Raw genomic sequence first — 26,948 nt, forward strand, 5'->3', positions numbered from 1 at the left:
AGGGAAAAAAGACGCACCAAATATCTGTATTAAATAAATCAAGTTCACCCTTCGTCTACACGTTGATGGTAATGCCTATCAAGGGAATAGCCGAAAAGGGAAGCGAGCATTTGTTGAAATAGCATACCAAGTATCACCGGCACGGCAACGGCCGCAGGGAAATAGGTGGTGGCAAGGACCGCCCCGGCGCTGATGTTGCGCATCCCCCCGGTAAAGGTCAAGGTGATGACATCTTCCTTCTCCCAGTTTAATAGTTTTCCAATCCACCAGGAAAAAGCATAGCCTGAAGCGGCGATTGATAGCACCAAGAGAGCCATGATCAATAATTTCTTATTGAAATGGGTAAGGTAGGGTGCGATTTTTGAACTGTTCAAAATCACGACGAACCCGACGCTTAGTTTGGAAAATGGAGCTAGTCGCGGGGCAAGCCCTTCCTTGATCTTCCCTTTTGTGACTTGATTCAAGAACATCGCAAGCACAGATGGTAGAACGACCATTCCTATCAAGCCTTTCACCATGGGCCATGTGTCCATTTCAATTGTGCCGCCGCCGAATAGTGAGACGCTGTAGGGCACGATGAATGGAGAAAGAAGGGTATCAATCAGGATAATCGTTAAAGCTAGGGCAGCATTCCCTTTATAAATGGTTATCCAAATGATACTAGTGACCCCGGTTGGAATGACGACACTTAGAACCAATCCGGTAATTGTATAGGCATCCCCGTGGAATACTAAGTGACCGAGGGACCAGGCCCATATTGGCATGAGGATATGTAGGATGATTAAGACAATGAAAACGGGTAACGGGTGATAGACTGCCCGTTTTAATGACTTGAAATTGGAGCCAAGGCTCCCTGTAAAGGTAATGAAGGCAAAAATCCATGGAACCAGGAATGTGTAATCGGTTAACCGTTCAGCCAATAAGACACCGATGACAACGCTTATTGGGGTGATAAATGGCATCGCCCTATTTAAATATGTATTAATTGACTGTAGCAACATCCATCCACTTCCTACCGTTTATTTCTTCATTTTTAAGTGTACCATATTCCAAACACTGTATATCGAAACGAAAATCCTTAGTTATCGTATACAAGATAAATACATTTTAGTAAAATATGTATATATGAATAGCGTGTGAAGGGAGACTTTATGAAAAAAGAAATAGTATCTTGGATGAAATCCATACTCATTGCCATAATCGTCGTTTTCATCTGTCGTCAGTTCTTGTTTGTTCCAGTTACTGTAAAAGGTGAGTCCATGGAGCCGACTTTTGAAAATAGTGACCGCATTGTCGTTACGAAAGTCGGAAACATCGAGCATTCTGATATGGTGGTTTTTCATGCTCCGGATGCAGAAAAAGAGTATATCAAAAGAGTCATCGGACTTGAGGGCGACCGTGTGAAAATGAAGGATGACGTTCTTTATATCAATGGGAAAGCGTATAAGGAACCGTACGTGAAATCAAATAAAGAGCAGATTCCCCCTAATGAAAACCTGACTGAGAATTTCGACGTGAAAGTACCAAAGGGGTTCTTGTTTGTAATGGGAGATAATCGCAGGCATAGTTGGGATAGCAGAATGTTCGGTGTCATCTCGGAAGACTCACTTGTCGGAAAAGTGGAGTTTCGTTTCTTTCCCTTGAACGAACTGGGTGCGCCTCAATAAAATATGTTTATTGTATAGACTAAGTTGAACTTTTAGAAGATGATAGGTAAGAACCTTTTCCATTGGTTAAGGTTTTTTATTTTATATGTGGAGGTTTTTTTGATGATGAAGAATGGACTGGCCACTCTATCCATCCCAGAGCTGGATGAAGAAATGGGAAGGCAAGTTAAAAAATACGTGGATTCGCTGACTGTTCCCCAGGGAAGTTTGGGAAGACTTGAAGAATTGGCCATCGACCTGGCGAAGATGACAGGTCAGGCATTTCCGGAAGTCTCAAGACCGGGAGTAATCGTGTTTGCAGCTGATCATGGCATTACGGATGAGGGTGTTTCCGCTTATCCAAAAGAAGTGACAGAACAAATGGCGCTCAATTTCCTAAATAACGGAGCGGCGATCAATGTTTTCAGCCGGGCGATTTCCGCTTACTTTGACATTGTTGATATCGGGATTGATGCAGATATTGACGCGGATAAACTGACTGCAAGGAAAGTACGCCGTGGCACTCGAAACTTTCATAAAGAAGACGCGATGACGTTAGATGAAGTGAACCAAGCTCTTGAAGTCGGGTATGAACGGGCGGAGTCTATGATAGACCAGGGGGCCAAATGCCTGATCCTTGGTGAAATGGGAATTGGAAATACGACAACCAGTTCGGCCATCATATCGGTGGTAAGTGGAAAAAGCATAGAGTCGCTGGTAGGTCAGGGAACCGGCCTGAAAAGTGAAGGAATCATACATAAACAAAGAATCATTGAAGAGGCCCTTTCATTTAGAAAGCCTAACCCAAAAGATCCCATCGATATCTTAATCAAAATCGGTGGACTCGAGATTGCCGGTATGGCAGGAGCCATGCTTGCGGCAGCCAGCAAAAGAATACCGATTTTGCTTGATGGGTTCATTACGACCACTGCAGGTGTGATTGCTACCATGATTTCGGCTTGTGCCGCGGATTACATGTTCGTTGGCCATCAATCCGCAGAACCTGGGCATCGAACGGCGATAGAATGGCTTGGTAAAGAACCAATTCTCCAATTGGGCATGCGAATAGGGGAGGGAACAGGTGCCGCGGTTGCTTTTCCCATTCTTCAGGCTGCTACTTTGGTCGTGAAGGAAATGGCAACGTTTGAATCTGCAGGTGTATCGAATAAATAAGGAAAAGAAGGGGCCTTCTCAATGAACTGCACCCCAATTGTTAGACACCATCTAACAATTGGAGGTGCAGTTTTTCGTATGACAAAATTTAGTCCAGAACTAAAATAATAGTCAGTTTTAACTTATCTGAAAGGAACAGCTTCATTTAAAACTATAGCTGAACAATTCAATGTTAGCTTAACACCATTAAAGGTATGTGTAGCTGAGTATAAATCAAATGTAGTGGAAGCTTTTTATTCTTCCTATACAAATTATGATTTGAACTTTAAAATGGATGTACTAAACTTTATAAACGATTTTGGAATAACTCCTAATGAGGCTGCTGCGATCTATAACATCTCATCTTCTTCAACGGTACATAATTGGGTTAAACTGTTCAATACCGATGGTATTGACGCTCTGAAATCAAAGAAAAAGGGGCGTCCATCTATGAAACAAGAAAACAAAAAACAAAATACCATAAACGCTTCAACTGAAGGCTCCTTTGAAGCGTTACAAGCAGAATTAGAACGTCTACGTATGGAAAATACCTATTTAAAAAGTTGAATGCCTTAGTTCAAAACAAGCAAAAATCACCAAACAAGACGAAGCGCAAGTAGTCTATGAATTAAGGATTGAATTTCCGGTGAAAGAGCTAGTTAAGCTTGCAGTAATCCCTCGAAGTACCTACTATTTTTATATAAAACAAATGGACAGATCTGATCCAGATGCCGATTTAAAAGAAGAAATTAAAAGAATTTATGATGAACATGAAGGCCGTTACGGGTATCGCCGAATTCGAGAAACTAGTCGGTCGTGGTAAGAGAGTAAATCATAAAAAAGTGCAAGGAATTAGGGTTAAAGTGTCTTGTGCGAATGAAAAAATATAAGTCCTACAAAGGAACTGTCGGGAAGATAGCCCCTAATATTCTAAACCGACAATTCATAGCTGAACAGCCTAATGAAAAGTGGGTAACAGATATTACAGAATTCAAGGTATGTGGCGAAAAACTATATTTATCCCCTGTATTAGATTTATTTAATGGTGAAATTATTACATATACAATTGGATCTCGACCAACGTATTCATTAGTTTCAGATATGCTAAAAAAATCTTTAGAACGCTTGCCAGAGGTCACCAATATACAAATAGGCCACCAATGAAATTATAGGTGGCCTATTTGTTGTATTACTAAAACAGTTAAAACAAAATAGAAAGTTGTGATCATATTATAATCTTTATGATAAAAATTTTTTACAGTAATTAAGTTTGTCATTAGCTACTTTTAAAAAACTTTCTTTATCAACCAGTGAAAATACGGAAGCTGCTTGATTAAAGGAAATTGATGCCTTTTCATACATATTAAGCTTAATTAAAACTAACCCTTCTTGATAAAATAGTTCCCCAAACAGGTAATTAGTTTCAGCTTCCTTTGTTGAGTGGATTCCTTTCCTGATTTTCACTAGAGCCTCGTCATATAACGCTAATTTATATAGAGTCTTTCCTAAATTGTAACAGAGTTTTATTAATATTTGAATATTCATTGGATAGATTGAAGTGTGAAAAACTTCCCAAGCTTTAGAATAATATTTTTTAGATTGCTCCCAAATCTCTATTTCACTGTATATTACTGCAATACTATTAAGAATATGTAGGTTTTGTTCAGTAGCATGGATAGTATGATCCATTTCTAAAGTCTCAGTTAAGAGTTGAATAGATTTATTGAAATCGTTTTCTAAATAATATGCACAAATACCAAGATGCCATTTAATAAATTGTTGCTCCTCAATATTCTGCATGACTGGGTGTTTCTTATATTTATTTACTAATCTTCGTACCTCTTTGTAATCTTTTTTCTTAATCATTGAACGGACAGAACTTTTAAAGTCTTTAATAAACTCATAATGTTCTTTTGAAATCAAGTTAATGAAATAATATTGATCTACTCCAAGTTTTTTTGAAATATTCATTAAAGTATCTATATAGGGGCTTATTACTCCTTTTTCAATCTTGCTAATTTGAGATTGACTACAAATTCCTTTTGCTAATTCACTTTGACTTATATTCAGTTTTAATCTCAATTCGTAAATAGCTGCACCTAAATTTTTAAAATTAAAAGTATCCATTTTCACACCTCTTTAAATTATTCATATAAGCATAGTGACCTAAGAAAAAAAAAAAAAAAATAATGCATCATTACAATATATCCGAATATGTAACCATATATATTCAATGCAAGAAGGAGTTAGATTTGGTAAATTTATCTCAGGAGGTGGTTGATATGAAGTTAAATAAAATTGTAATTGGTATTATTCTCACAACGACTTTAGTAGGGGTAGCTCTTATTGGTGACTTACCATCAACAACTGCATTGAATATTATAGCTAAAACTACTGATTTACCTTATGAACATTAAGAATTAAATTTTCTAGAAGATTAAGTTTATTATAGTTAATTTAATCTATTTGGAAAAGTGTAAAAAATATGTTTGATGAAAAGGGAGTTGCGATGAACGCACCGACAACCGTTAGTGTTAATAATGTTAAATTATTTTCTTTGAAGGATCCAAGTGCTTTTCAATATTTGTGGTTGGGACTTTATACTTCGTTAATAGGTAACCATTTAGTGAAAATTGGACTCATTTGGTATGTTAATGAAAAATTTATAGGGACAGGTGGAGCAACTGCTTTGATTATTTCTAATACCTTACCTGTAGCATTGGTTGCCATTTTTGCCGGAGTTTTAGCTGATAGTTTTAATAAGAAATTTCTGCTCTATTTAGGTGATTTGTCACAAGCTTTTATCATGTTTTTGATGTTTGTTCTGTTCACTAATATTGAATTAAGCATTATACATATTGCGGTATTATCAGGGATAAGTAGTCTATTCAGTATTTTATATAATCCTGTCAGTCAAACAATTATTTCTGATCTTTCGGGAAGTAATCAAGAGATCACTATTAAGATGAACTCATGGATATTAAGTACTAATTCAGTATTAGGTGTGGTGGGGCCAGCGATAGGTGGACTTATTATCACATTTTTACCAATAAATATTATTTTATTAATAAACTCAATTACTTTTGTGATTTCTGCTTTAATGACATTTTTTATGGATCATAAATGGAAAAAAGAAGGTGTAATTATTACTACTCCTTCTTTAAAAAGTAGGAATTTCTTCTTGGAGGCTAAAAAGGGTTTTGGCTCCATTGTTCCTTACAGTTGGATTTCTAGATGCGATAACTAATGCTCTGCCATATTTATTACCACAAATAATGAAAATTGATAATAGCTACTAGTAATAGCGATACACTCAATCTTACTTTCATATGTTTTTAATACCTGATTAGCTAAAAAACCACCATAACTATGTCCATATAAACCTATACCACCATCCTTTGCATATCCACTATCTATTAGCCAACCAATACATTTACCTATGTCATATGAATCTTTTACACCTAGATCACCTTTAGCTATCATTGGTAACGGATAATCTCTAATTATGCTACCTCTTGGATTTGCCAAAAATACATTATAATTATTACTCGTTAAACTATGAATAATTGGGGACCATGTGGCTTTCCAAGAATCAGATGGTCCTCCATGAAGCATAATAATAGCTTTATTTGTTTGAATAGTAGGTTTATATAATACATGGAATATCAAAATTTCCACCATCCACAAAAATAATTTCCTCTTTTAGCTTTGGGTAATCAAATGGGACACTTTTCACCTTTTTAAGTACATTTCTTGTTAACTCGTATTTCCAGAGTGAGCTAGGTTCATTGGGGGAATTACCAATAAAGAATAAAGAGTTATTTAGCAGCTTAGGACTACTCATTAATCCTTTGTATGCTATTGGTGATTTATAGTTATTATTGAAAAATATTTAAAATAAATTAAGTGTGGTGTAGAAGGATGGAGTATCATTTTATTGGAATAAAAGGTTCGGGGATGAGTGCCTTAGCACAGATATTGAGTGATTTAGGGAATAATGTACAAGGTTCAGATGTAGAAGATTTTATTTTTACGCAATTAGGACTTACAAAAAGGAATATACCTATTTTAAAGTTTAATTCAAGTAATATAAAATTAGGACAAATTATTATTTTAGGAAATGCATTTAACGAAGAGCATCAAGAAGTAAAAAAAGCGAATGAATTAGGATTACCTATTTACAGATATAATGAATATTTAGGAGGATTTTTAACCGATTTTTATAGTATTGCAATAACTGGTACTCATGGAAAAACATCGACTACTGGACTATTAGCGCATGTTTTTAATAGTGTAATGACTACAAATTACCTTATTGGTGATGGGACCGGTAAAGTGAATGATACTTCAAAACATTTTATATTTGAAGCCTGTGAATATAAAAGACATTTCTTGTCATATAAACCATCGATGGCTATTATAAATAATATTGACTTTGATCATCCAGATTATTTTTCGGATATTAAAGATGTAGAAGCGGCATTTACTGAATTTTCGAAGGGAGTGAAAGAAAGAATAATTGCTAATGGGGATGATCCTCATTTAAAAGGTAAGAATTTCACTGTCCCGACAGTATATTTTGGATTTGATGAAAGAAATAATGTTATCGCGAAGAATATTCGGCCTACGAAAAATGGAACAACATTTGATGTGTATATAAATGGACATTTTTACTATGATTTTTTTATTAAGCAACATGGTAAACATAATATTTTAAACACACTAGCTGTAATCACAGTTTGTTATTATAATGAAATTGAAATTTCCGATATACAATCTGCATTTTTAAGTTATGAAGGGGTACAAAGAAGATTTAATGAAAAAACATATAAAAATCAAATAATAATAGATGATTATGCACATCATCCAACTGAAATAACTGCAACAATAATGACTGCTAAAGAGAAATATCCAAATAGACCTATAATTGCAGTTTTTCAACCACACACGTACTCTAGAACCTATAAATTCATTGATGATTTTGCTCAAAGCTTGTCTAATGCACATTGTGTTTATCTCTTCGAAATATTTGGTTCTGCTAGAGAAAATAAATCTAACGAAAGCGTATTAGATTTAAGCAGCAGAGTACCAAATTCCAAGATCTTAGAAGAAGAAAATATTAATGAACTGGCTAACCATAAGAATGGAGTATTGTTATTTATGGGGGCAGGCGATATACAAAAATATCATTCGAAATATTTAGTGGAACAATAAGCAATATGATGTTTCCATGTTAAATTAGGATATATTCAGTAAAAGAAAAGTCAGAGTTAGACCTATAAATTAGGTGAACTCTGATTTTTCTTTTATAACAAGGGAGTAATCGTACATATTCTTTAATAAGTAACAAGATTAAGATTGTGAAAGAATGTACTTAAATTAACGGGGACGAAAGGCCAGCTTCTGAGATCAGATTTTATGTTAACTTAACAAATCAAAAGGCATGAGCCCGGTTAATTACCGGGTTCATGCCTTCAAGGTTGCCTAACTAAATAAAGTGTCTAACTTTTTGGATTCACTTCACAATGAAGGTCTTTTTTTTTATGTGAAAAGACCCGCTAAGATAAGCGTAAGCAGATAATCATGGGGTAGGAAAGAAGGCTTCCGATAAGAGTAAAACACAAGGTACCTATCCGGACTAGCCTTGATTCTTCCGTATTAGGAAGGAGAAAAAATAAAGGAATGAGCCATAACGTCTTGTTAATAGGAACACCTCCTGTTGGGGTAAGGAAATGAATCGAGTTGGATGGAAATTAATAAGAAGAAACCCGGATAATGAACGTGTGGATGTCCATTATCCGGGCTATGTTGTTCGATCACTTATAGATTATAAGCGTCTACGTCGAACCCTTTTGCTTTGTAATAATCAAGTGTTCCTTGATAGATGGCTTTGGCAGCCTGTTGTTTATAATAGGTTTGTTTCAGTTTCGCTGCATCGCTTGCATTATCAATAAACCCTGCTTCCACAAGTGTTGCTGGCATGGAATTATATTTAAGAACATAGAAGTTAGCTTCTTTTGTCCCTCTATTTTTAAAGTCCATATAATCTATTAATCTAGCTTGAATTTTTTGGGCTAGAAGTTTGCTATCGGCATTATACGGATTAACCGCAGCTCTGCTATACGAACTATAATAGTACGTTTCCCCGCCAGTGCCGCCGCCGGCATTTATATGGACACTGACAAAGATATCATCGTCGGATTTCTTGTTCGCTGCTGCGAAGTCCATACGCTTTTGCAGGGATTGACTGGTGGAAATACTACTTCCATTCGCTGTAACACTGCTAGTTTTTGACGTTCTTGTCATGCTGGTATTGATGGGTGTTTTATCAAATAATTTTTGAGCTCTCTCACTTATATCTAGGGTGAGTTCGGCTTCTTTCAGACCATTACCCACTGCACCGGGGTCCGTTCCGCCATGACCAGGATCGATAATGAGGGTAAGTCCACCTAATTGGGAGACGGTGGAGAGGGAATTATCCCAAACCCAACCTTGAAGATTACCAGCCTGGATGTATCTCCAGCCATTTTTCTCATCTAAATAGCTCACGGTAGATCCTTTTGGGATGAGACCAATCAATCCTAACGATTTTGTGGCAGATAAATAAACATTTACATTATTTATTGATTGAGACAAACCCTCGGATTTGGAGGAAATCTTCATCGTTTTGTTCATGTACTTATCTTCGATCCAACCCTTTGTATTGCTACTTCTCACGGAGCGCCATCCGTTTTTTATTTCAGAAATGGCAACCATTTTATTTTTTGCAAGGGATCCTGTTGTGCCACCGCTCTTATTAGGAGATTTATAGATTTTAGCTGAACTCGTACCAGTGATTTTTGCGGTAGAAGTCGTGTCTACTAGAGAGTCTGACCAAACCCATCCCTCATTTGACGAGGTCTGGATATATGTCCAACTTCCCATTGTCGCTAATGAAACAAGCGGTGTGCCGTTGTTCACTTTTGTTTTAGCACCAGAAACTTTGGCTGGTCCATTATATAGGTTGGCATAATTTTTGGAGATGATGGTTTTGTGTGAAATGGAATCATAGTCGGTGCTAGTCAAGTGAGCATTCCAAATCCAGTAGCTCTTTCCATTTACAAACACGTGTCGCCAACTATTTTTCACTTCTGCATAAGCAACTACACTACCGTTGTCTAATTTTCCAGAGGTGCCGTATTGCTTACCGGCTCCATTATACAAATTGACATGAGTAGCTTTGACCTTGGCCACACCATATGTAGGCTGAATGTATTTTTCAGCTACCCATGCTTCTTGACCATTAACATATATCTGACGCCAAGAACCGCTCTTCTCGAATAGGATGGTTGTAGCACCCGCTTTTGCAGATCCTTTTTTCCCAAATGATGTTCCAGGTCCCGAATACAGTTGATGAGAAGCTTTTCCGTTTGTCAGTACAGCTTCACCAAGAGATGACTGAACAAACCTTGAAGCAATCCAGCCATAATCATCGTTGCTTTGGAAATACGTCCAGTTGCCGGAGGTTTTGATGATGGTAACCAATTCCCCTTGTAGCACTTTTCCACCAGTTGTCCCGTAAGCCTTACCTGGCCCTTTATAGACATTGGCACTATTAATATTATGAATGATTCCCGTGTCATTGGATTCTGCAGCATGGACCTTAAGCGAAGGGCTGAATGAAGTGGTCGTTATAAAGAAAACGGCCATTGTGAGTAGTAGAATTTTTTTAAACAAAATAGGTGACCTCCTTAGTTATAAGGACGCACAAAGAAAATGACTAATAATAACAGTCAGTTATGGATTGATCGTTATTATAAAAATGGCAACAAAGATTAAGATTGTTTACGAAAAGCACCTCCATTTATTTCAGCCGGTATTTTTTCCATTTAAAGCACGTCACGACATAATATAACATATTTATTATAATTTGTTCAAAAAATGTTAAATTATTCAATCGAAAGTTTCATTGATTTAAAAGGAAAGTAGTCTAAAGGACTTCGGTTATTTACAAGATATCCCGCCATTGTAATTAGTGAACGCATTTGGATAAAATCATAATTAGAAACTGTTATATGGTTAGGGGGTGGATCCCTAGATAAAGTAAGAAGTATATAACGCGAGTTTTTATAAGCGAGATGAAGAAAGCTATAGTCATGTCTAGGTGAGAGGGAAAAAGCTCGTGCATGGGTTGGGAAGGAGGCAGAGAAGGGAAAAGGTAAGTACTCATTGTTGTCATATGCCTTTACCTGTTCTGCCTGCCCTCATGTTAACGGGAAATAAAAGGACTTCCCGTCACCCAAAATCGCCATGGATAGTCTTTTGCTTCCCCAGAGTTCCCGATTCCGATACGGGGTCCGCTTGAAATGTGTTCAGGCTGTTTACCCGATGTAAGATATAAGGGGGGTTCTGTGAAAAAATGTCCGTAATCTGCCATCGTAATGCCCAATGCTTTAGATAATTTTCCCGGTCCGTTCGTCAGCTTGCGGACATCAGGAAGTCCACGCCTTTCATGCATTAAATCCAGCCCCACATAGGGTTCCACTGCGCGTATCAAAATGGCTTCAGGTATATCGGGGCCACCACTCACGACATTAACCAGTGTATGGGTGTGCATGGAGTATGTATAAATCATGCCAGACTCACCGAACATGACCTCCGTGCGCTTGGTCCTTCTATTTCCAAAACTGTGAGCAGCCCTGTCCATGGCACCCATATAGGCTTCGGTTTCGACGATAAAGCCGGCAGCCGTTCCTTCCGGGGTTTCTTTCACAAGGAGACAGCCCAAAAGTGATTGGGCCAGCTCAAGGGTCGGCTGGTTGTAAAATTCCTGTGGCAAGATGGATGGGATCGTAGGGTCGTTTTGCATCGTATCACTCCAAATATGTATGTTACAGTTAAATTTCCCTTCAGGACGAAAAAGAAACCTCAGGTGACAATGAAAAAATCGGCTACAATGAGCCGATCACGATTCTTATATGCTCCTATCATCTTTTACTGCTTGATCCCGCTTAATTTGACCGGAACCTACGGATAAGGCGACTAAGATACCAGCGGCAACAAAAAAGATACCGGTGATGAAGACGCTTGAAAAAGCTTGGATCCAGGCGTGTTCAATCGTTTTGATCAAGGCATTGCTGACTTCTGGCGGCATTTTCAGGTTTTCAGGATAAAGCATGATGTTGAATAGCTTATCGGTCTGATCGGCTAGTGCTCCCAATGCTTCATGCAATACAGGATTTTTTTCGTTCACCACTGCATCATCCATATTCCTTTGAAGATGGTGATTCATGACAGCGTTCAAAATCGTAATGCCCATCGTTCCGCCTATTGAACGAAAGAAGGTCGAGGCTGCGGTGACCGAACCAAGCTGCGATTTAGGGAATTCATTTTGAACCGCTATCATCAAAGTCGGCATGACCTGCCCCATTCCTACTCCAAGGACGGCCATGAAAATATAGGCAGTCAGCGTGTTGGTTTCACTATCCATCGTACTCATGAGGATAAATCCAAGGCTTGTAAAAGCCATTCCCGAGGTCAGCACCGTACGAAACCGGAATCTTAACAGCAACCGTCCTCCGACGACACTTGCCAGAATCATCCCAATCATCATCGGGGTCATGGTCGAACCAGCTTTAGTAGGTGATACACCCAGTACTCCTTGCATGAAAAGCGGTACGAACATGATGGCCCCGAACATGCCGAGCCCCAATAAAAAACCTAATGCATTCGTGGTGGCAAAGACCCTATTCTTAAAGAGGGATAAATCGAGAATCGGCTCAATGGCCCTTCTTTCAAACATAACAAATAAAACGAGGAAAATCAGGGTACTGACAAAGATAGAAAAGGAGGTAAGCGATATCCAGTCAAACTTATCACCACCAAAGGTCAATCCGAGCAATAGCAATACAATGCCGGGGATCAAGGTGATAATGCCTAAGTAATCAATGTTCACTTTCTCCTTTTTCAAAATCGTTTCATGCTTTAATCCGATATATATCATGCCTGCCGATAATAAACCCGTTGGAACATTAATGAGGAAAATCCAGTGCCAGCTGATATGATCCACAATCAGTCCACCCAAAAAGGGGCCGATGACCGCACTTAATCCAAAGATGGCCCCGAAAACACCTTGCCATTTAGCTCTTTGTTCAGCCGTGAAAATATCACCGATGATGGTCTGGGACAAGGGCATAATCATCCCGCCACCAATTCCTTGTAGCCCCCGGTAGATGATGAGCTGTTCCATTGAAGTGGCAGTGGCACATAAGAAGGAACCAACTGTAAAAATAATCGTTCCAAGCAGGTAAAGAGACCGCCTGCCATATAAATCCGATAACTTCCCCACGATAGGTACGACAGTCGTGGAAGCAATCAAATAGGCCGTCGTAACCCAGGCAAAAATGGTGAAGCCATTCAATTCTCCGATAATTGTCGGCATCGCTGTCCCGACAATCGTCTGTTCCAATGAGCTGAAAAACATCCCAATGATCAATCCAGTCAAGACAAGTGTGGTATTGATTGAATTTTTCTTCATGTCCATTTCGGGTCTCCATTCCTGTAGGGTAATTCTCATTTCAATATTATTGATTGACTAATTGGAAAAAATTATAAACGTTTCCTGACCATACAATCAATCCAAAATTTTCGCTAAAAAATTCACTATCTAGAATGGGGATTTTCAGGAGTGCGAAGGGAATATTGGTCCTAGATTCTCACTATTCTGCATGTTAGGAAGTCTTGGGCATGTTTCTCTTAGCCGTATCCGCTATAATAAGGTACTAGATGAAGATATGATTGGAAGTGTAAAATATGAGTAAAAAAATTGGATTCATTGGGTGCGGAAAAATGGGAGAGGCGATGCTTGCAGGCATGCTGCGATCAGGTATCGTTTCACCTGAAATGGTCATGGTCAGTACAGCAAGTGTAGCGACCCTAACAAAAATCACCTCAAAATATGCGGTGAAAGCTTGCTTAGATAATAAGGAAGTGGCTGGGTTTGCCGATATGCTTTTCCTGGCCATTCAACCAGCCTTGCACGAGCAAGTTCTTTCAGAAGTGAAGGATTATGTAAAAGAAGATGTAGTAATCATTACGATGGCAGCTGGAATCACCACTTCACAAATTGAAGAGGGCCTTGGCAAACCGGTGAAGGTCGCAAGGACGATGCCGAACACCCCATCCCTCGTTGGGGAAGGCATGACGGTAATCAGCATGAATGATGAAATCACTGCAGCGGATATATTGGATGTCACTACTCTGTTGAATAGCTTTGGAAAGACCGAGCTCATACAAGAACATCAAATGGATGCAGTGCCGGCCATCAGTGGTTCTTCACCGGCATATGTATACATGTTCATTGAAGCACTCGCCGATGGGGGTGTCAGGGACGGCATTCCAAGGACCCAAGCATATCGCCTGGCAGCACAAGCTGTATTGGGAGCCGCTAAAATGGTGCTAGAAACGGAGAAGCATCCGGGAGCATTAAAGGATGACGTCTGCACACCAGGGGGATCAACGATAGCAGCTGTTGCCACGTTAGAAGAGAATCGGTTCAGGGCAAGCATTTTGGAGGCGATGAAAGCCTGCACAGATAAAACAAAGGGAATCAATTAATGATCATATAGCTTTCTTGCAGGCTTTATCACATATTTCATTAAATGCGTGAAAGTGGAAAGAGGCCAAAAGTAAAAAAAGAAGGGCCAAAAACGTCTAGTCGTTTTGGGCCCTTCTTTTTTATTAGGCATTAATATTATTTTGATCCAATGCGTTCACTACATTTACATAGGTATAACCAAGGTCTTTCGCAACGGCTTCGAACGTGATTTCCCCGTTTGCTACGTTTACCCCTTTTGCCAAGGCTTCATTCTCAAGAATTGCTTGAACGGCGCCTTTATTGGCAATTTGCAAAGCGTAAGGAACGGTTACGTTCGTTAAGGCAACGGTCGATGTTTGAGGGACCGCTCCAGGCATGTTTGCCACTGCATAATGAACGACACCATGTTTTACGTAAGTAGGGTTATCGTGTGTTGTAATATGATCAACCGTTTCGAAGATTCCGCCTTGGTCGATGGCAACATCGACAATGACTGATCCTGGAGACATGGATTTGACCATTTCTTCCGAGACGAGTTTAGGAGCTTTCGCACCTGGAATCAGAACCGCACCAATGACTAAATCCGCTTCTTTAACGGCTTCCGCAACGTTAAATGGATTGGAAATGAGAGTGGTCAACTGATTGCCGAAGATATCATCCAATTGGCGTAGGCGGTCAGGACTCAAATCAAGAATGGTCACATCTGCCCCTAGACCGATGGCGATTTTCGCTGCATTCGTACCAACCATTCCACCGCCGATGACGGCTACTTTCCCACGTTTCACACCAGGTACACCACTTAGTAGAATGCCTTTACCGCCGTTGTTCTTTTCGAGGAACTGAGCACCGATTTGAGAGGCCATGCGTCCGGCCACTTCGCTCATAGGTGTTAACAAAGGCAATGTGCGATTTACAGATACCGTTTCATAGGCAATGGCTAGTACACCATTGTCCTTCAATGCTTTCGCCAATTCCGGTTCAGCAGCAAGGTGAAGATATGTGAAAAGGATCAAGTCTTTGCGGAAATATTTATATTCAGATGGGATAGGTTCTTTAACCTTCATGATCATATCTGTGCTATCCCAAACGCTTGCAGCATCTTCAACCATGATGGCGCCAGCTTCTTGATAGGATTCATTGGTGAAACTGCTTCCTAACCCAGCGTTCATTTCTATTAGAACTTCATGTCCGGCATTGGCTAATGCCATAACGCCAGCTGGAGTGATAGCTACACGGTTCTCGTTGTTTTTAATTTCTTTCGGAATGCCTATTCTCATCTAAAATCCCTCCAAGAGTTTCTTTTTAAGTATTACCTAAAGTATAAACAGGAATGGAAAAGGTTGGTATGTTGAAATCAGAAAAGTGAAAAAGAAGCCTTTGTGAAATTCCACAAAGGCAGAGTCGAACGGTATGGGTGACTATTGGATTGGAACTTGGTTATTCAAGGTGAATGTAAGAAAATGTAACATGAAATTAATCAATGGGAACGATGTCTCTTATTCGTTCTTCAATCCGCCTTTTCTTATAAATCATCATGCCTGTATCCGCGATGTCGGCAATCATGGAACGGTTGGTGAAAGCTCCAAAGATAATGCCTGCGACTGGCACCATTTGCAACAGTTTCTTCCAACCGAATTGATCACGGTATGTATAGACCACTTCCCGCCACCCTTGTAACTCGGAAGCGATTTCCCTTTTTGATTCTGATCCAGGAAGATTCATATTCTCCAGTTCCTTTAGAAGCGTCTTTTTTCCAACGATATCCGAAGTGGTAAATTGAAGGCATTTGACGATGAAAATCCGTTCCTGCTTGTCCCGCGGATTGTATCCATATGCAACCGCGATATCTTGCAGGGTTTTAATGGACATGCCGAGAAGGAGGGGGATATCAATGGCCAAGGTGAAGATTCCGCCTATTCCGGTACTAGCTCCTTGGACTGTTGCTAAGTTGCTGCCGGATTTTTTAATATCTTGACTGACAAAGTCCATAATTTGGAGCGGGACCTTACTTGAAACGTCTTCCAACTGAGTGATCTCTAATTCTGGTTTTTGAGCCTGCAACTTTCCTATGATGGTGGACTCTTTCGTTAAGTATTTCCCGCCGGTCTGTATATAGCTACCTATTTCATCGAGCACAATCCCCAGCTTCTTTTGAATGAAGGCAGGGGTCACCTTGTCGAGTATCTTAAACGGGAGACGGCCAATCCGGTCCCAAATCCACAAACCTTTTTGTTCCTTTTCCCATTTTTTCACGATCAGCAGTTCTTTTTCTAGGTCTTCTCTTGATTCCAGGTTCATGATGTATTGCTCCTTTCTGTATACCTAGCATTACCGGTTTTTTTGGAATTCATCGTGTGTTTTTAAGGAACTCTTTATATTGTTCGATCTTGATGTCCAAAAAGAGGGACATCTTTTGGATCGGATCTCTTAAGCGGATATCTCCAATCTCGCTAATTCGTTTTAAGCGGTAGTTCAATGTATTGACATGGATATGGAGAGTTCTTGAAGCCTCATTGGGATTGTCGTCCTTTTCGAGATAGACGGTAAGTGTGTGCAATAATTCCGTTTGGTTTTTCGAATCATAGGCCTTGAGCTTTAGGATGGAAGGATGGACCGTTCGCTGTTTATTGCTTGCAAAGACTTCAAGCATTTGAAACATGCCAAGCTCCTCATAATGGCGAATGTGCTCCATTTCAATAGGAAAGATTGTTTTCATTTTCAGGGTATACTGCGCTTCCTCATAACTTGATTTTACATCGGTCAGGCTTTTATACAGGTTTCCGGATGCCCCAAGGATATGTTCGACACCGAAACGGCGTTGCATTTCTAAGATGAAGTAAGGAATGAATTCATAAGTGGAGAAAGCGGAATCATTCTCCTGATTGGATCCTGTAAAAAGAATGAGCCTATTCTGATCAATGGCAAACAAGAAGCAATGAACCTTTTGGGTGGTCGTTAGCATATAGGATATGAAGCGTTCGACTTCCCGGTTGATCTCTTCAGGGAATTCGAACACCAATATGGAAAAAACGACAGGGACAGGAATAGATAGCTTCGCAAAATTTTCAATGATTTCAGATTCTTCCTGATAATGCCCCGTTAACATGCGCCAAAGAAACTCTTGATGTCCCGCTTCTTTCCTTTTCTTTTTCAATTGTAGCTGTTGTAGTTGATTTTTAGCTTCCTTTGCAGAGAAATGGAGAAAATCCATAGCCTCTTCAGAAAAGGGTTCGTTTACTTCCAAAGCCCAGATGAAGCCTAAGACTTCATTATTTTTCCGAATGGATACCGCTGCGCGATTGCCGAGACCAACGTCATGCTTGGCATCAACTTTAATCGGGGCCTCATCTTTTAATAAGGAAGGGATGATACCGTCTTTCCATAAGCTGTTGATGACCTTTTCGGGTACCCGCCTGCCAATGATGGTCATGATGCGGGCCTGGTCTGTAGTATCGTCATGCGTACTATAGGCAAGGAGACGATGATTTCCATCTTCTATTGTGATGGGACAGCCTAATACCGAACTGATTCTATCTGCAAATTCCATCATATCCCCGTAAAGGTCCTTGAAAATATCCCTGTTTTTCGTAAAATCCTTCATATTACTAAGACCCCTCGCTTTAAAAATTTCCTTCTTATACAAATTTTAAACGATTATCCTTATTTAACATAGTAATAGGATAGAAGAATTCCAGGTAAAAATAAAAACCTGCTGAATCAGCAGGTTTTTGGAAACGTTAGAATAAGAAATTTATAGCCAAGTATATCAACCCAGCCAATGTGGCGGAAATAGGCAAGGTAATGAACCAAGTAATGAGCATTCTTTGTGCGGTTCCCCATTTAACTCCCTTAACCCGGTGGGATGCACCGACTCCAAGAATGGAAGACGATATAACATGAGTGGTGCTTACTGGCATATGAATCAGCGTCGCTCCAAAAATGATGAAAGCGCCCGTTAAATCAGCTGCGACACCATTAATTGGTCGGATTTTCATGATCTTTCCGCCAACGGTTTTGATGATTTTCCATCCACCGATCGATGTTCCGAGACCCATTGCCACGGCACAACTGAATTGCACCCATATAGCGATATCATTGCTTGTTGTATATCCATTGGCAATCAACGCCAGTGTGATGATTCCCATCGCTTTTTGAGCATCATTCGTTCCGTGAGTGTACGATTGAAGCGCGGCAGTGGCAATCTGAATCGTACGGAACCTTTGATTCGTTTTCGTCAAGTTATTGTTTTTGAATACAACTTTAAAGATGCTGTACACGATAAAACCGATCAAGAAAGCAATAATAGGGGAGAAAATCAACGCCTGAATGATCTTCAAGAATCCTTCCCATTTAATCGAACCAAAGCCGGCTGCAGCAATTGCGGCACCTGCGATTGAACCAATCAATGCATGGGAAGAAGAGCTTGGTATTCCGTAATACCACGTTAGAAGGTTCCATATAATCGCTGCAAGTAAAGCGGCCATGATCACATAGGAACCATTCGGAAGCGTGAACGGATCCACAATATCCTTCGTAATCGTCTTCGCTACCCCCGTAAAGGTCATAGCTCCGACAAAGTTCATGATAGCGGCCATGATAATAGCATGCCTAGGTTTTAACGCTTTTGTTGAAACAGATGTGGCAATGGCATTCGCCGTATCATGGAAACCATTGATGAAGTCGAACGCAAGTGCTAGGAAAACAATGATAATCGTTAAAAGTAACAAAGTATCCATTTTTGGGGGTACTCCTTAGGCGTTTTTCATTATGATTGTTTCAAGTGTATTGGCAACGGCTTGACAGTTATCAGCAATTTCTTCAAGACTTTCGTAAATCTCTTTATATTGAATGATTCTGATTGGATCTTTTTCAACGATGAACAAGTTTTTAATCGATTGACGTTGAATGCCATCACAAACAGATTCAAGCTCTTTAATCTTAATCGCATTTTCACGAATCATTGGTAACTTTTTAGTTGAAAGTGTATCGACAGCATGTTCGATTTCATACGTACATTCTTTAATGGCATCGACAAACTTTATCATATACTCATCCGCATTAACGATGGAATACATTTCGAACAAAGCGGAACAATGCTCTAAACCGTCAATGACATCATCCATTCTCATGGTCAATTCAAGAATATCTTCACGTTCAATAGGGGTGATGAAGGCGTTGTTTAACTCTTTGATGATGGTATGAACCATTTCATCGCCCTTATGCTCGTAATCTTTCATCTTATCTGAAAAAACTTTTAAGTCGCTGATATTTTTAAGTTTATAATCTGCGAAATAGTCTGCACTTTCTTTGATGTTTTGAGCAATGTTTAAAAGCATTACTGCGAATTTGTCTTTTTTAGATTTAAAAGCCATGGTTAATGCCTCCCAATTAGTCAAGCGTACTTACGAAAAGATGTGTATGCTTTAAGTATTAACAATTTGATTGTAACGAATTCATCTAGCATTAGGAAAGGTTTTTCGACGAAAATTTACAAAATCTTAATAAAACTTAACAAAAAGATAGGAGGAAAGGCTGTTATGGGAATATCTAGTTCTTCGATTGAATGTAATCGAAAGAAAAACCTTTCCAATTCGGAAAGGTTCACTGTGTTATAAAAACAAGGAAATGATATAGTAAATAGTTGCTGCCAAGGCAGCTGAAATTGGTAACGTGATAAACCATGTGACCAGCATGCTTTTTGCTGTAGTCCATTTTACTCCTTTAATCCGATGTGCCGAGCCAACACCGAGTATGGAAGAAGAGATGACGTGGGTTGTACTGACAGGCATATGAATGATGGTAGCCCCTAAGATAATGGCGGCACCTGACATATCCGCAGCCACTCCATTTATAGGACGGATCTTCATGATTTTTCCACCGACTGTTTTAATGATTTTCCATCCTCCGATAGAAGTACCAAGGGCCATGGCCACCGCACAAGAAAGTTGTACCCAAAATGGTATGTTGGAAGTTTGGGCATATCCGTTGGCCATTAGGGCCAATGTGATGATCCCCATCGACTTCTGGGCATCGTTTGTTCCGTGTGTGTACGATTGAATGGCGGCCGTAAGAATTTGAATTCTCCGGAAACGTTTATTGGTCTTACCTAAGTTATTATTTTTAAATACGATCTTAAAGATACTATACACGATAAAACCGACTGCAAATGCAATGATTGGAGATAAGATCAAAGCTTGGACAATTTTAGAAAAACCACCCCACTTGATGGAGTCAAAACCGCCTGCTATTATCGTAGCTCCTGCTATGGAACCGATGATAGCATGGGATGAACTACTTGGAATCCCAAAGTACCAGGTGACCAAATTCCATATGATTGCCGAAACCAGGGCTGCTAGAATGACATATGAGCCATTGGTTAACGTAAATGGATCGACGATGTCCTTCGTTATGGTTTGTGCAACTCCCGTGAATGTCAATGCTCCTAATAAATTCATGATCGCGGCCATGACGATGGCGTGACGTGGTTGAAGCGCTTTAGTTGATACTGCGGTAGCGATTGCATTGGCTGTATCATGGAACCCATTGATAAAGTCAAAAACTAAGGCAAAGAAAATAATTGCAGCGGTTAAAATGAATATACTACTCATGCATGGAAGACTCCCTTAATATTCAAGTATGTAAATGAAAAACCTAGTTTGCGTCCGAAGAGTGGGTGAAAGACAATCTTACAACTCCTTCTTATTTAGAATGGGAGTTATAGTAATGGATTATTCTTTTAAAAAAGAAGACACCTACTTTTAACATTTTTTGTCCAACTATTCAATTGTAACGAATTTCTTATCTATAAGGAAAGATGTTTCGTCATTTTCTTACAAAATATTTTTTTATTTAGGAGAAAACTTTCTATAAACTCTACTTTTGTAGAATAATGGATCGTTTATACGCATATTGACATGCAATTCCGAGGCTTAATTTTCGAATTGCCATGATGCAGATGATATAATTGGAAAATAAAAACTATGGAGGTATACCTTATGATTTCAACTGTTGGAGAGAAAATCACTTTACATAATGGAGTACAAATGCCACAACTGGGTTTCGGTGTTTTCAAGGTGAAAAACGGTGAAGAAACGGTTGAATCCGTCAAGAAGGCCCTTGAGATAGGATATCGTGCAATTGATACCGCAGCTATTTACGAAAACGAAGAAGGTGTGGGACAAGCGATAAGGGAAAGTGGAATCCCACGTGAAGAATTGTTCATCACATCGAAAGTATGGAATACGGAACAAGGATATGAAACGACGCTTCAGGCTTTTGAGGATAGCTTGGAACGGCTGGGCTTGGACTATTTGGACTTATATTTGATTCACTGGCCAGGCCAAGATAAATACCTGGACACATGGAAGGCACTAGAGAAACTTTATAAAGATGGAAAAGTGAAATCAATTGGTGTAAGTAACTTCCATGTTCACCATTTAGAAAATCTATTGGCAAACAGTGAGGTCAAACCTGTCGTCAATCAAATCGAGCTACATCCATTATTGACTCAAACCGAAATTCGCGATTACTGCAAGAAACATGATATCAAGGTTGAAGCTTGGAGCCCACTTGGACGCGGTCATTTAATAGATGAACCGACCATTAATCATATTGCGAAGAAGCATGGTAAAAGCTCTGCGCAGGTGTTGATCAGATGGCATTTGCAACATGATATCATCGTGATTCCAAAATCCATCACACCTTCACGTATTGAGGAGAACGCTCAAGTCTTCGATTTTTCATTAAGCCTTAATGAGATGAATCAAATCGATGCCTTGAACAAAAACGAACGATTCGGCAGCGATCCGGATAAACTTATTTTTTAAAGTGATGCTTTACATGAATCACCCAAAGAGTGCCCTAGTGAAATCTGGGCACTCTTTTTTTTATAGGCTATGTTATTTAACTCTGTTGATATTTGATAAAGCCTGATAAATGGTTAGATTTCATTAAATGTATGTTGGAAGGTAATTCTCTTCGCAAATCCGCAGACCTTAGGTGATGTTCATTTCGTTACACTTTTTTATTGGAGACATAAGGTATTGTCTGCATTAAAGCAAATGGACTTTAATTCATTTTCAGGGATTGTGGAGATGGATGAAACCTATTTTTTGTATTCTGAAAAGGGTAAAAGAAACATTGAAGGGCGTAAGCCTCGCAAACGTGGCGGCTCCTCAAGATTTCGTGGGATTAGTCACGAACAGGTTTGTGTCTTAATCGCAAGAGACGGACAAAAAGCAACTTTTTCAGGGGTTCTTGGTACTGGTCGTATTATCAAAACTCATTTGAGCTGGTTTCACTTCTTAGATGTAGTTAAACATCGAAGTGATAACGAAATAGTGAGTAAAATGATTGTAGAAAGCTCGTTATTTTCAACCATTGAAACATATAAAAGTCTAAGAAAAATGAAATTTAATCAAACTGCTTTGTTTTACAATGCTTCGGGGGAGTTGTTTTTTTATGAAGAAAGGAATTAGCTTTGAAATTCCAAATGAATATGGAACCTTTATCGGAGAAGTGCTAAAGCCAATTGACATAACTGTTTTCAGTTGGCGAATTGGTAACGGTGAGTCATATATAATAGTTGATGATGAATTAGATGAAGAACTTTTCACAGAAGATAAAAAAGTAATTGAAGGTGCAGAACTTAAAACCCTATTAGAAAACAATATATATTATATTATTTTCGCTGACTTACAAGCATATCCAAAAGGCGAATTTTCTGATATTGAAACCTATGAAGAATTTATTGAAAGTCAATGTGAGCTTATTTTATTAGTGGTCGATAGTTGTTATATCACCATCTATTGTAAAAATAAAGAAACAATCGAATTACTATACAAGAATGCAATAGAATCTGGATTTGAAGATGTTGAATATATTACCGATGAAAACGATACAAGAACAAGGTTATCTGCGTGGTAATGAAAAAAAGACCTTCACGCATAAAGCTTCTTAAAATCAACACTATTGTTTAACAAAGCTTTTTTATAAGAAAGAAACGGATTAATACGATAGCAGAAGATAAAAAATAGTATTATACCCTGTTCTTTATTGAGGTAATCCTTATTTAAACTATAAAAAAATAAAAATAAAATAAGGTTTTAGATTTAGAATATGGGGAAAATACTTAGTACAACAGCAAACAAGAAGAAAGACACACACCAACATTACGCAGTGTCCAATCAAATCCATTTGGACAAAAGTTAACTTTTAAATAACCAGTAGCATTCTCATTATTAAGATATGTGTACCAGGCATTATACCTTTTGAGTGTAAAGGTTAGTCTTGATAGGACACGAATAATGAAAGTGATTGGATTTCTTCTAGTCTGCTGAATAAAATTTATTTACTCAAGGAGGAAATATATTATGGGATTCTTATGGTCATTAATTATCGGTGGTATTATCGGTTGGTTAGCAGGTATGATTGTTGGACGCGACGTACCATTCGGTATTGTTGGTAACATCATTGCAGGTTTTGTTGGTGCATGGTTAGGTTCATTAATTCTTGGAACTTGGGGACCTTCAGTAGCAGATTTCGCTATCATTCCAGCATTAATCGGTGCTATCGTATTTGTATTCATCTTAAGCTTAATCTTAAGAGGAACAAGAAGAGCGTCATAATAAACAAAAATGTAGCTGGCCCTATGAGGCCAGCTTATTTATTTGCTCAAAATTTCAACTTGATAACGGTTTACATTAGGCAGTTGCTTTCACAGCGACTGCCTATTTTCGTTCCAATATTATTGAATAAATTAGTATTTATTATAGTTAAATAAATAAAAAAACCATTAGCTATTTTAAAATATACGGCAATGCGAAAATTAGGTGTTTTTAAAATAATAATAATTGTATACTGAAAAATGGGGAGGGAGATTAATTATGACAAAAAAAATGATGGGGATGCTTCTTGCAATAACTGGTTTAATTTTATTGGCAGGTTGCGGCAGTGATGAGCAAGTCCAAGAAAAGACGATTAAAGTGGGGGTTTCCGCTGGTCCTTTTGAAGAGGTAGCGAAAAAAGTGAAAGAGGTGGCCAAGGATGAGGGCATCAAGATGGAGATTGTACCATTCAATGATTTCGTCACACCTAACCGCGCTCTTGAAAATGGAGATTTAGATGTAAATGTATTCCAAACTAAACCGTATTTAGAACAATATAATGAGAACCATAAAGCCAATATCACAACGGTTGGGAAAGTTTTTACCACAAATATGGCTTTCTATTCGAAAAAATATAAGACGATAGATGAAATTCCGGATGGGGCTACACTGGGTATCATGAATGATCCTCTTAATCTGTGGCGGGGTCTTTTGCTATATGAAGAAGCGGGCTTAATCAAGTTGAAACCAGGCCTTGAAAATTATGCAACGATTCAGGATATTGCCGAAAATCCAAAGAAATTGAAATTTAAGGAGCTTGAAGGCGGGATGCTTGCTCCAGCGATGAACAGCTTGGACGTCGCGATTATTCCTAGTAACTTTGCAATCCAAAACGGATACGATCCAAAGGAAGATCCATTATATATCGAACAAGGAGAAAAGTTCCCAATTTACTTGGCAACGGCAGAAGAAAATAAAGATAATGCAGACTACAAAAAATTAACCGAATTATATAGTTCAAAAGAAGTGAAAGCATTCATAAAAGAAAACTATGAGGGCGTGTTTAAAACGGTTGATCAACCTTTTGAATAAAAGGTGGCTGGCCCAAACCTGAAAATAAAGTTTCGAATTAGGGGGTCTAGGATGATTCAGCTGACTGATATACACAAAACCTATAAAGTGGGGAAAAAAAGCGTCCATGCATTAAAAGGGGTGTCCCTTTCCGTGAACAGAGGCGAGATTTTCGGCGTGATTGGCTTTAGTGGAGCTGGAAAAAGCACACTTCTACGGACGGTTAATCTACTGGAAAAACCGACTAGTGGTAAAGTCATCGTGAATGGCGTCGATTTATTGCAGTTGAGTGAAAGAGAGCTGCGATTATCACGAAAGAAAATCGGGATGATTTTTCAGCAATTTAACTTGCTAAACTCCTATAATGTGTTTGATAATGTGGCAGAAATCTTAAGGATGAATAAGGTTTCAAAACAAGTAATCAAGCGGAAAGTGGACAGCTTGCTTTTGTTAGTGGGTTTGCAGGATAAAGCAGGGGAATATCCATCCCAACTGTCAGGGGGACAGAAGCAAAGGGTAGGCATTGCACGCGCGTTGGCCATGGACCCTGAACTTCTATTATGCGATGAAGCGACTTCCGCACTTGATCCGCACACGACAGAGTCGATTCTTGACCTTTTGCTTGATATTAATGAGAAGCTAGGCTTGACGATCGTGCTGATCACTCATGAAATGGAAGTGATTAAAAAGATCTGTGACCGCGTTGCTGTCCTGGAGCAGGGGGAAATAATCGAACAGGGTTCCGTTCTTGACATTTTCAGTAGGCCCCAAGCACCAACGACGAAGAACTTCATCCGTACCATTTTCGATGATGCGATTCCAACCATGATGTTGAACAACATCTTGGTAGAAAGGCCGGTCTCCAAAGTTGTCAGGATATCATTCAGGGGAGAGGCTGCACTTAATCCGGTCCTGCATTCCCTTGCCGTCCGTTTTTCTGTAGTTACTAATGTGTTAAGCGGTTCGATGATTACGGTTAAAGGGATGCCGCTTGGTATGATGCTGCTTCATATTTCGGGTGAGGAAGAAGCAATTATGAGGGCCATAGGTTATCTTGAACAGACGGTCCACCATGTGGATGTCATACAGGAACTAGGGGTGGTGAAGCCATGATGGAAAGATTATTAGAGATGTCACCGTTATTTACCCAGTCTCTATACGAAACGCTATTGATGGTCGGGATCGCCCTTTTCATTGCGACCCTCATTGGCATCCCAATAGGGGTGCTACTGGTAATAACGAGAAAAGACCATCTTGCACCGAATAAAGGGGTCTTTCTTCTATTGAATGTTCTAGTTAACATCATACGCTCGGTTCCGTTCATTATCTTGATCGTGGCCATCATCCCCTTCACTGAATGGGTGGCAGGCACGGCAATCGGTGTTAAGGGGGCAATTGTTCCACTAATCGTGTTTACGGCACCGTATATTGCCCGTTTGATAGAAACGGCCCTGCTGGAAGTGGATCGTGGCATCATCGAGGCCTATTCGGCAATGGGGGCGTCAAGGTCCCAAATCATTTTCCGAATCATGTTGCGTGAAGCCAGGCCGGGGATCGTGCTCTGTCTGACCATAGCGACAATTGGGTTGATTGGTGCAACGGCGATGGCCGGGGCCGTGGGGGCTGGAGGACTCGGGGATTTAGCGCTACGCTATGGGTACCAGCAATGGGATCTTCCAGTCATGTTCATCACGGTCCTCCTGTTAATCTGCCTCGTGCAGCTGATTCAGTCATTTGGCAACTGGACAGCGTCTAAATTGAAAAAAGGATCTTGAACATAAAAAAGCTGGCTCATATTCTAAAATGTACCCCTTGTAAAGGACATTTTAAAAAAGCCTAGGCAACTTGTTGAAGCTGCTGTCTGTATTTTGCAGGCGGCAGCTTTTTTAAATTCCATTG

General features: G+C 39.3%; 24 protein-coding genes and 2 pseudogenes. 14 read left to right on the top strand and 12 right to left on the bottom strand.

The features are described 5' to 3' along the window. Window positions 1–44 precede the first annotated feature (44 nt). On the bottom strand, window positions 45–1,001 hold the full coding sequence (locus ACQKL5_RS18240; protein WP_427610293.1) for a bile acid:sodium symporter family protein: 957 nt from the start codon (window positions 999–1,001) through the stop codon (window positions 45–47). Window positions 1,002–1,175: 174 nt separating this feature from the next. Between ACQKL5_RS18240 and lepB the strand changes: the two genes are divergently transcribed. The 3 genes and pseudogenes from lepB to ACQKL5_RS18255 all read left to right on the top strand — a co-directional run. Then, a complete protein-coding gene (gene lepB / locus ACQKL5_RS18245; RefSeq protein ID WP_427610294.1) occupies window positions 1,176–1,667 on the top strand; it encodes a signal peptidase I in 492 nt (163 codons plus the stop codon). A gap of 105 nt (window positions 1,668–1,772) precedes the next feature. Further along, complete coding sequence (cobT, locus tag ACQKL5_RS18250; protein ID WP_427610320.1) at window positions 1,773–2,819, top strand: nicotinate-nucleotide--dimethylbenzimidazole phosphoribosyltransferase; 1,047 nt, start codon at window positions 1,773–1,775, stop codon at window positions 2,817–2,819. A gap of 126 nt (window positions 2,820–2,945) precedes the next feature. After that, window positions 2,946–3,932 (top strand): annotated as a pseudogene (locus ACQKL5_RS18255) (IS3 family transposase); the annotation flags it as partial. A 105-nt stretch (window positions 3,933–4,037) separates the two neighbouring features. Here ACQKL5_RS18255 and ACQKL5_RS18260 read toward each other — a convergent pair. After that, the gene (locus ACQKL5_RS18260) at window positions 4,038–4,925 is read right to left on the bottom strand and encodes a helix-turn-helix domain-containing protein (RefSeq protein WP_427610295.1); all 888 of its coding nucleotides are present in this window, start codon (window positions 4,923–4,925) and stop codon (window positions 4,038–4,040) included. A gap of 155 nt (window positions 4,926–5,080) precedes the next feature. Between ACQKL5_RS18260 and ACQKL5_RS18265 the strand changes: the two genes are divergently transcribed. After that, a complete protein-coding gene (locus ACQKL5_RS18265; protein ID WP_427610296.1) occupies window positions 5,081–5,215 on the top strand; it encodes a hypothetical protein in 135 nt (44 codons plus the stop codon). A 68-nt stretch (window positions 5,216–5,283) separates the two neighbouring features. Next, window positions 5,284–6,045, top strand: coding sequence for an MFS transporter (locus ACQKL5_RS18270; protein ID WP_427610297.1), 762 nt, complete (start codon window positions 5,284–5,286; stop codon window positions 6,043–6,045). On the opposite strand, the gene ACQKL5_RS18275 is transcribed toward ACQKL5_RS18270, so the two are convergent. Further along, a complete protein-coding gene (locus tag ACQKL5_RS18275; RefSeq protein ID WP_427610298.1) occupies window positions 6,042–6,479 on the bottom strand; it encodes an alpha/beta hydrolase family protein in 438 nt (145 codons plus the stop codon). The genes ACQKL5_RS18270 and ACQKL5_RS18275 overlap by 4 nt on opposite strands. Before the next feature lie 240 nt (window positions 6,480–6,719). Between ACQKL5_RS18275 and murC the strand changes: the two genes are divergently transcribed. Further along, on the top strand, window positions 6,720–8,012 hold the full coding sequence (gene murC, locus ACQKL5_RS18280) for a UDP-N-acetylmuramate--L-alanine ligase (RefSeq protein ID WP_427610299.1): 1,293 nt from the start codon (window positions 6,720–6,722) through the stop codon (window positions 8,010–8,012). A 606-nt stretch (window positions 8,013–8,618) separates the two neighbouring features. On the opposite strand, the gene ACQKL5_RS18285 is transcribed toward murC, so the two are convergent. The 3 genes from ACQKL5_RS18285 to ACQKL5_RS18295 all read right to left on the bottom strand — a co-directional run bounded on the left by ACQKL5_RS18285 (window position 8,619) and on the right by ACQKL5_RS18295 (window position 13,320). After that, on the bottom strand, window positions 8,619–10,514 hold the full coding sequence (locus tag ACQKL5_RS18285; RefSeq protein WP_427610300.1) for an N-acetylmuramoyl-L-alanine amidase: 1,896 nt from the start codon (window positions 10,512–10,514) through the stop codon (window positions 8,619–8,621). A 532-nt stretch (window positions 10,515–11,046) separates the two neighbouring features. Next, entirely contained in the window at window positions 11,047–11,646 is a 600-nt protein-coding gene (locus ACQKL5_RS18290; protein ID WP_427610301.1) for a DNA-3-methyladenine glycosylase, read from the bottom strand. Between the two features lie 105 nt (window positions 11,647–11,751). Then, window positions 11,752–13,320 (bottom strand): MDR family MFS transporter, encoded by a 1,569-nt coding sequence (locus ACQKL5_RS18295; protein WP_427610302.1) that lies wholly within the window; start codon window positions 13,318–13,320, stop codon window positions 11,752–11,754. 269 nt (window positions 13,321–13,589) lie between these two features. Between ACQKL5_RS18295 and proC the strand changes: the two genes are divergently transcribed. Next, window positions 13,590–14,393 carry a pyrroline-5-carboxylate reductase gene (proC, locus tag ACQKL5_RS18300; protein ID WP_427610303.1) on the top strand — a complete coding sequence of 268 codons (804 nt, stop codon included), beginning with the start codon at window positions 13,590–13,592 and terminating at the stop codon, window positions 14,391–14,393. A gap of 123 nt (window positions 14,394–14,516) precedes the next feature. On the opposite strand, the gene ald is transcribed toward proC, so the two are convergent. From ald to ACQKL5_RS18330, 6 genes are all read right to left on the bottom strand, one after another. Beyond that, the gene (gene ald / locus ACQKL5_RS18305; protein ID WP_427610304.1) at window positions 14,517–15,650 is read right to left on the bottom strand and encodes an alanine dehydrogenase; all 1,134 of its coding nucleotides are present in this window, start codon (window positions 15,648–15,650) and stop codon (window positions 14,517–14,519) included. A gap of 196 nt (window positions 15,651–15,846) precedes the next feature. Then, window positions 15,847–16,671 carry an EcsC family protein gene (locus tag ACQKL5_RS18310; protein ID WP_427610305.1) on the bottom strand — a complete coding sequence of 275 codons (825 nt, stop codon included), beginning with the start codon at window positions 16,669–16,671 and terminating at the stop codon, window positions 15,847–15,849. A 49-nt stretch (window positions 16,672–16,720) separates the two neighbouring features. Further along, complete coding sequence (locus ACQKL5_RS18315; protein WP_427610306.1) at window positions 16,721–17,974, bottom strand: PucR family transcriptional regulator; 1,254 nt, start codon at window positions 17,972–17,974, stop codon at window positions 16,721–16,723. A gap of 136 nt (window positions 17,975–18,110) precedes the next feature. Then, a complete protein-coding gene (locus ACQKL5_RS18320; protein ID WP_427610307.1) occupies window positions 18,111–19,109 on the bottom strand; it encodes an inorganic phosphate transporter in 999 nt (332 codons plus the stop codon). 15 nt (window positions 19,110–19,124) lie between these two features. Further along, window positions 19,125–19,745: a DUF47 domain-containing protein gene (locus ACQKL5_RS18325; protein WP_427610308.1), complete on the bottom strand. Its 621-nt coding sequence runs from the start codon at window positions 19,743–19,745 to the stop codon at window positions 19,125–19,127. A 237-nt stretch (window positions 19,746–19,982) separates the two neighbouring features. Continuing rightward, complete coding sequence (locus ACQKL5_RS18330) at window positions 19,983–20,981, bottom strand: inorganic phosphate transporter (protein WP_427610309.1); 999 nt, start codon at window positions 20,979–20,981, stop codon at window positions 19,983–19,985. A gap of 387 nt (window positions 20,982–21,368) precedes the next feature. Here ACQKL5_RS18330 and ACQKL5_RS18335 point away from each other — a divergent pair, with 387 nt between their 5' ends. From ACQKL5_RS18335 to ACQKL5_RS18365, 7 genes and pseudogenes are all read left to right on the top strand, one after another. After that, window positions 21,369–22,199, top strand: a complete 831-nt coding sequence (locus tag ACQKL5_RS18335) for an aldo/keto reductase (protein ID WP_427610310.1) — start codon at window positions 21,369–21,371, stop codon at window positions 22,197–22,199. Window positions 22,200–22,297: 98 nt separating this feature from the next. Beyond that, window positions 22,298–22,850 (top strand): annotated as a pseudogene (locus tag ACQKL5_RS18340) (IS1595 family transposase); the annotation flags it as partial. After that, window positions 22,834–23,298 carry a DUF2691 family protein gene (locus ACQKL5_RS18345; RefSeq protein ID WP_427610311.1) on the top strand — a complete coding sequence of 155 codons (465 nt, stop codon included), beginning with the start codon at window positions 22,834–22,836 and terminating at the stop codon, window positions 23,296–23,298. The pseudogene ACQKL5_RS18340 and the gene ACQKL5_RS18345, both read left to right, overlap by 17 nt. A gap of 446 nt (window positions 23,299–23,744) precedes the next feature. Further along, window positions 23,745–23,999 (top strand): GlsB/YeaQ/YmgE family stress response membrane protein, encoded by a 255-nt coding sequence (locus ACQKL5_RS18350; protein ID WP_427610312.1) that lies wholly within the window; start codon window positions 23,745–23,747, stop codon window positions 23,997–23,999. Window positions 24,000–24,257: 258 nt separating this feature from the next. Further along, window positions 24,258–25,070 carry a MetQ/NlpA family ABC transporter substrate-binding protein gene (locus tag ACQKL5_RS18355; RefSeq protein WP_427610313.1) on the top strand — a complete coding sequence of 271 codons (813 nt, stop codon included), beginning with the start codon at window positions 24,258–24,260 and terminating at the stop codon, window positions 25,068–25,070. Window positions 25,071–25,121: 51 nt separating this feature from the next. Next, window positions 25,122–26,162, top strand: coding sequence for a methionine ABC transporter ATP-binding protein (locus tag ACQKL5_RS18360; protein WP_427610314.1), 1,041 nt, complete (start codon window positions 25,122–25,124; stop codon window positions 26,160–26,162). Further along, entirely contained in the window at window positions 26,162–26,824 is a 663-nt protein-coding gene (locus tag ACQKL5_RS18365) for a methionine ABC transporter permease (RefSeq protein ID WP_427610321.1), read from the top strand. Before ACQKL5_RS18360 ends, ACQKL5_RS18365 begins: the two co-directional genes overlap by 1 nt. Window positions 26,825–26,948: the final 124 nt, after the last annotated feature.

The sequence above is a fragment of the Peribacillus sp. NPDC097675 genome (assembly GCF_050277655.1).
Classification (GTDB): Bacteria; Bacillota; Bacilli; order Bacillales; family DSM-1321; genus Peribacillus.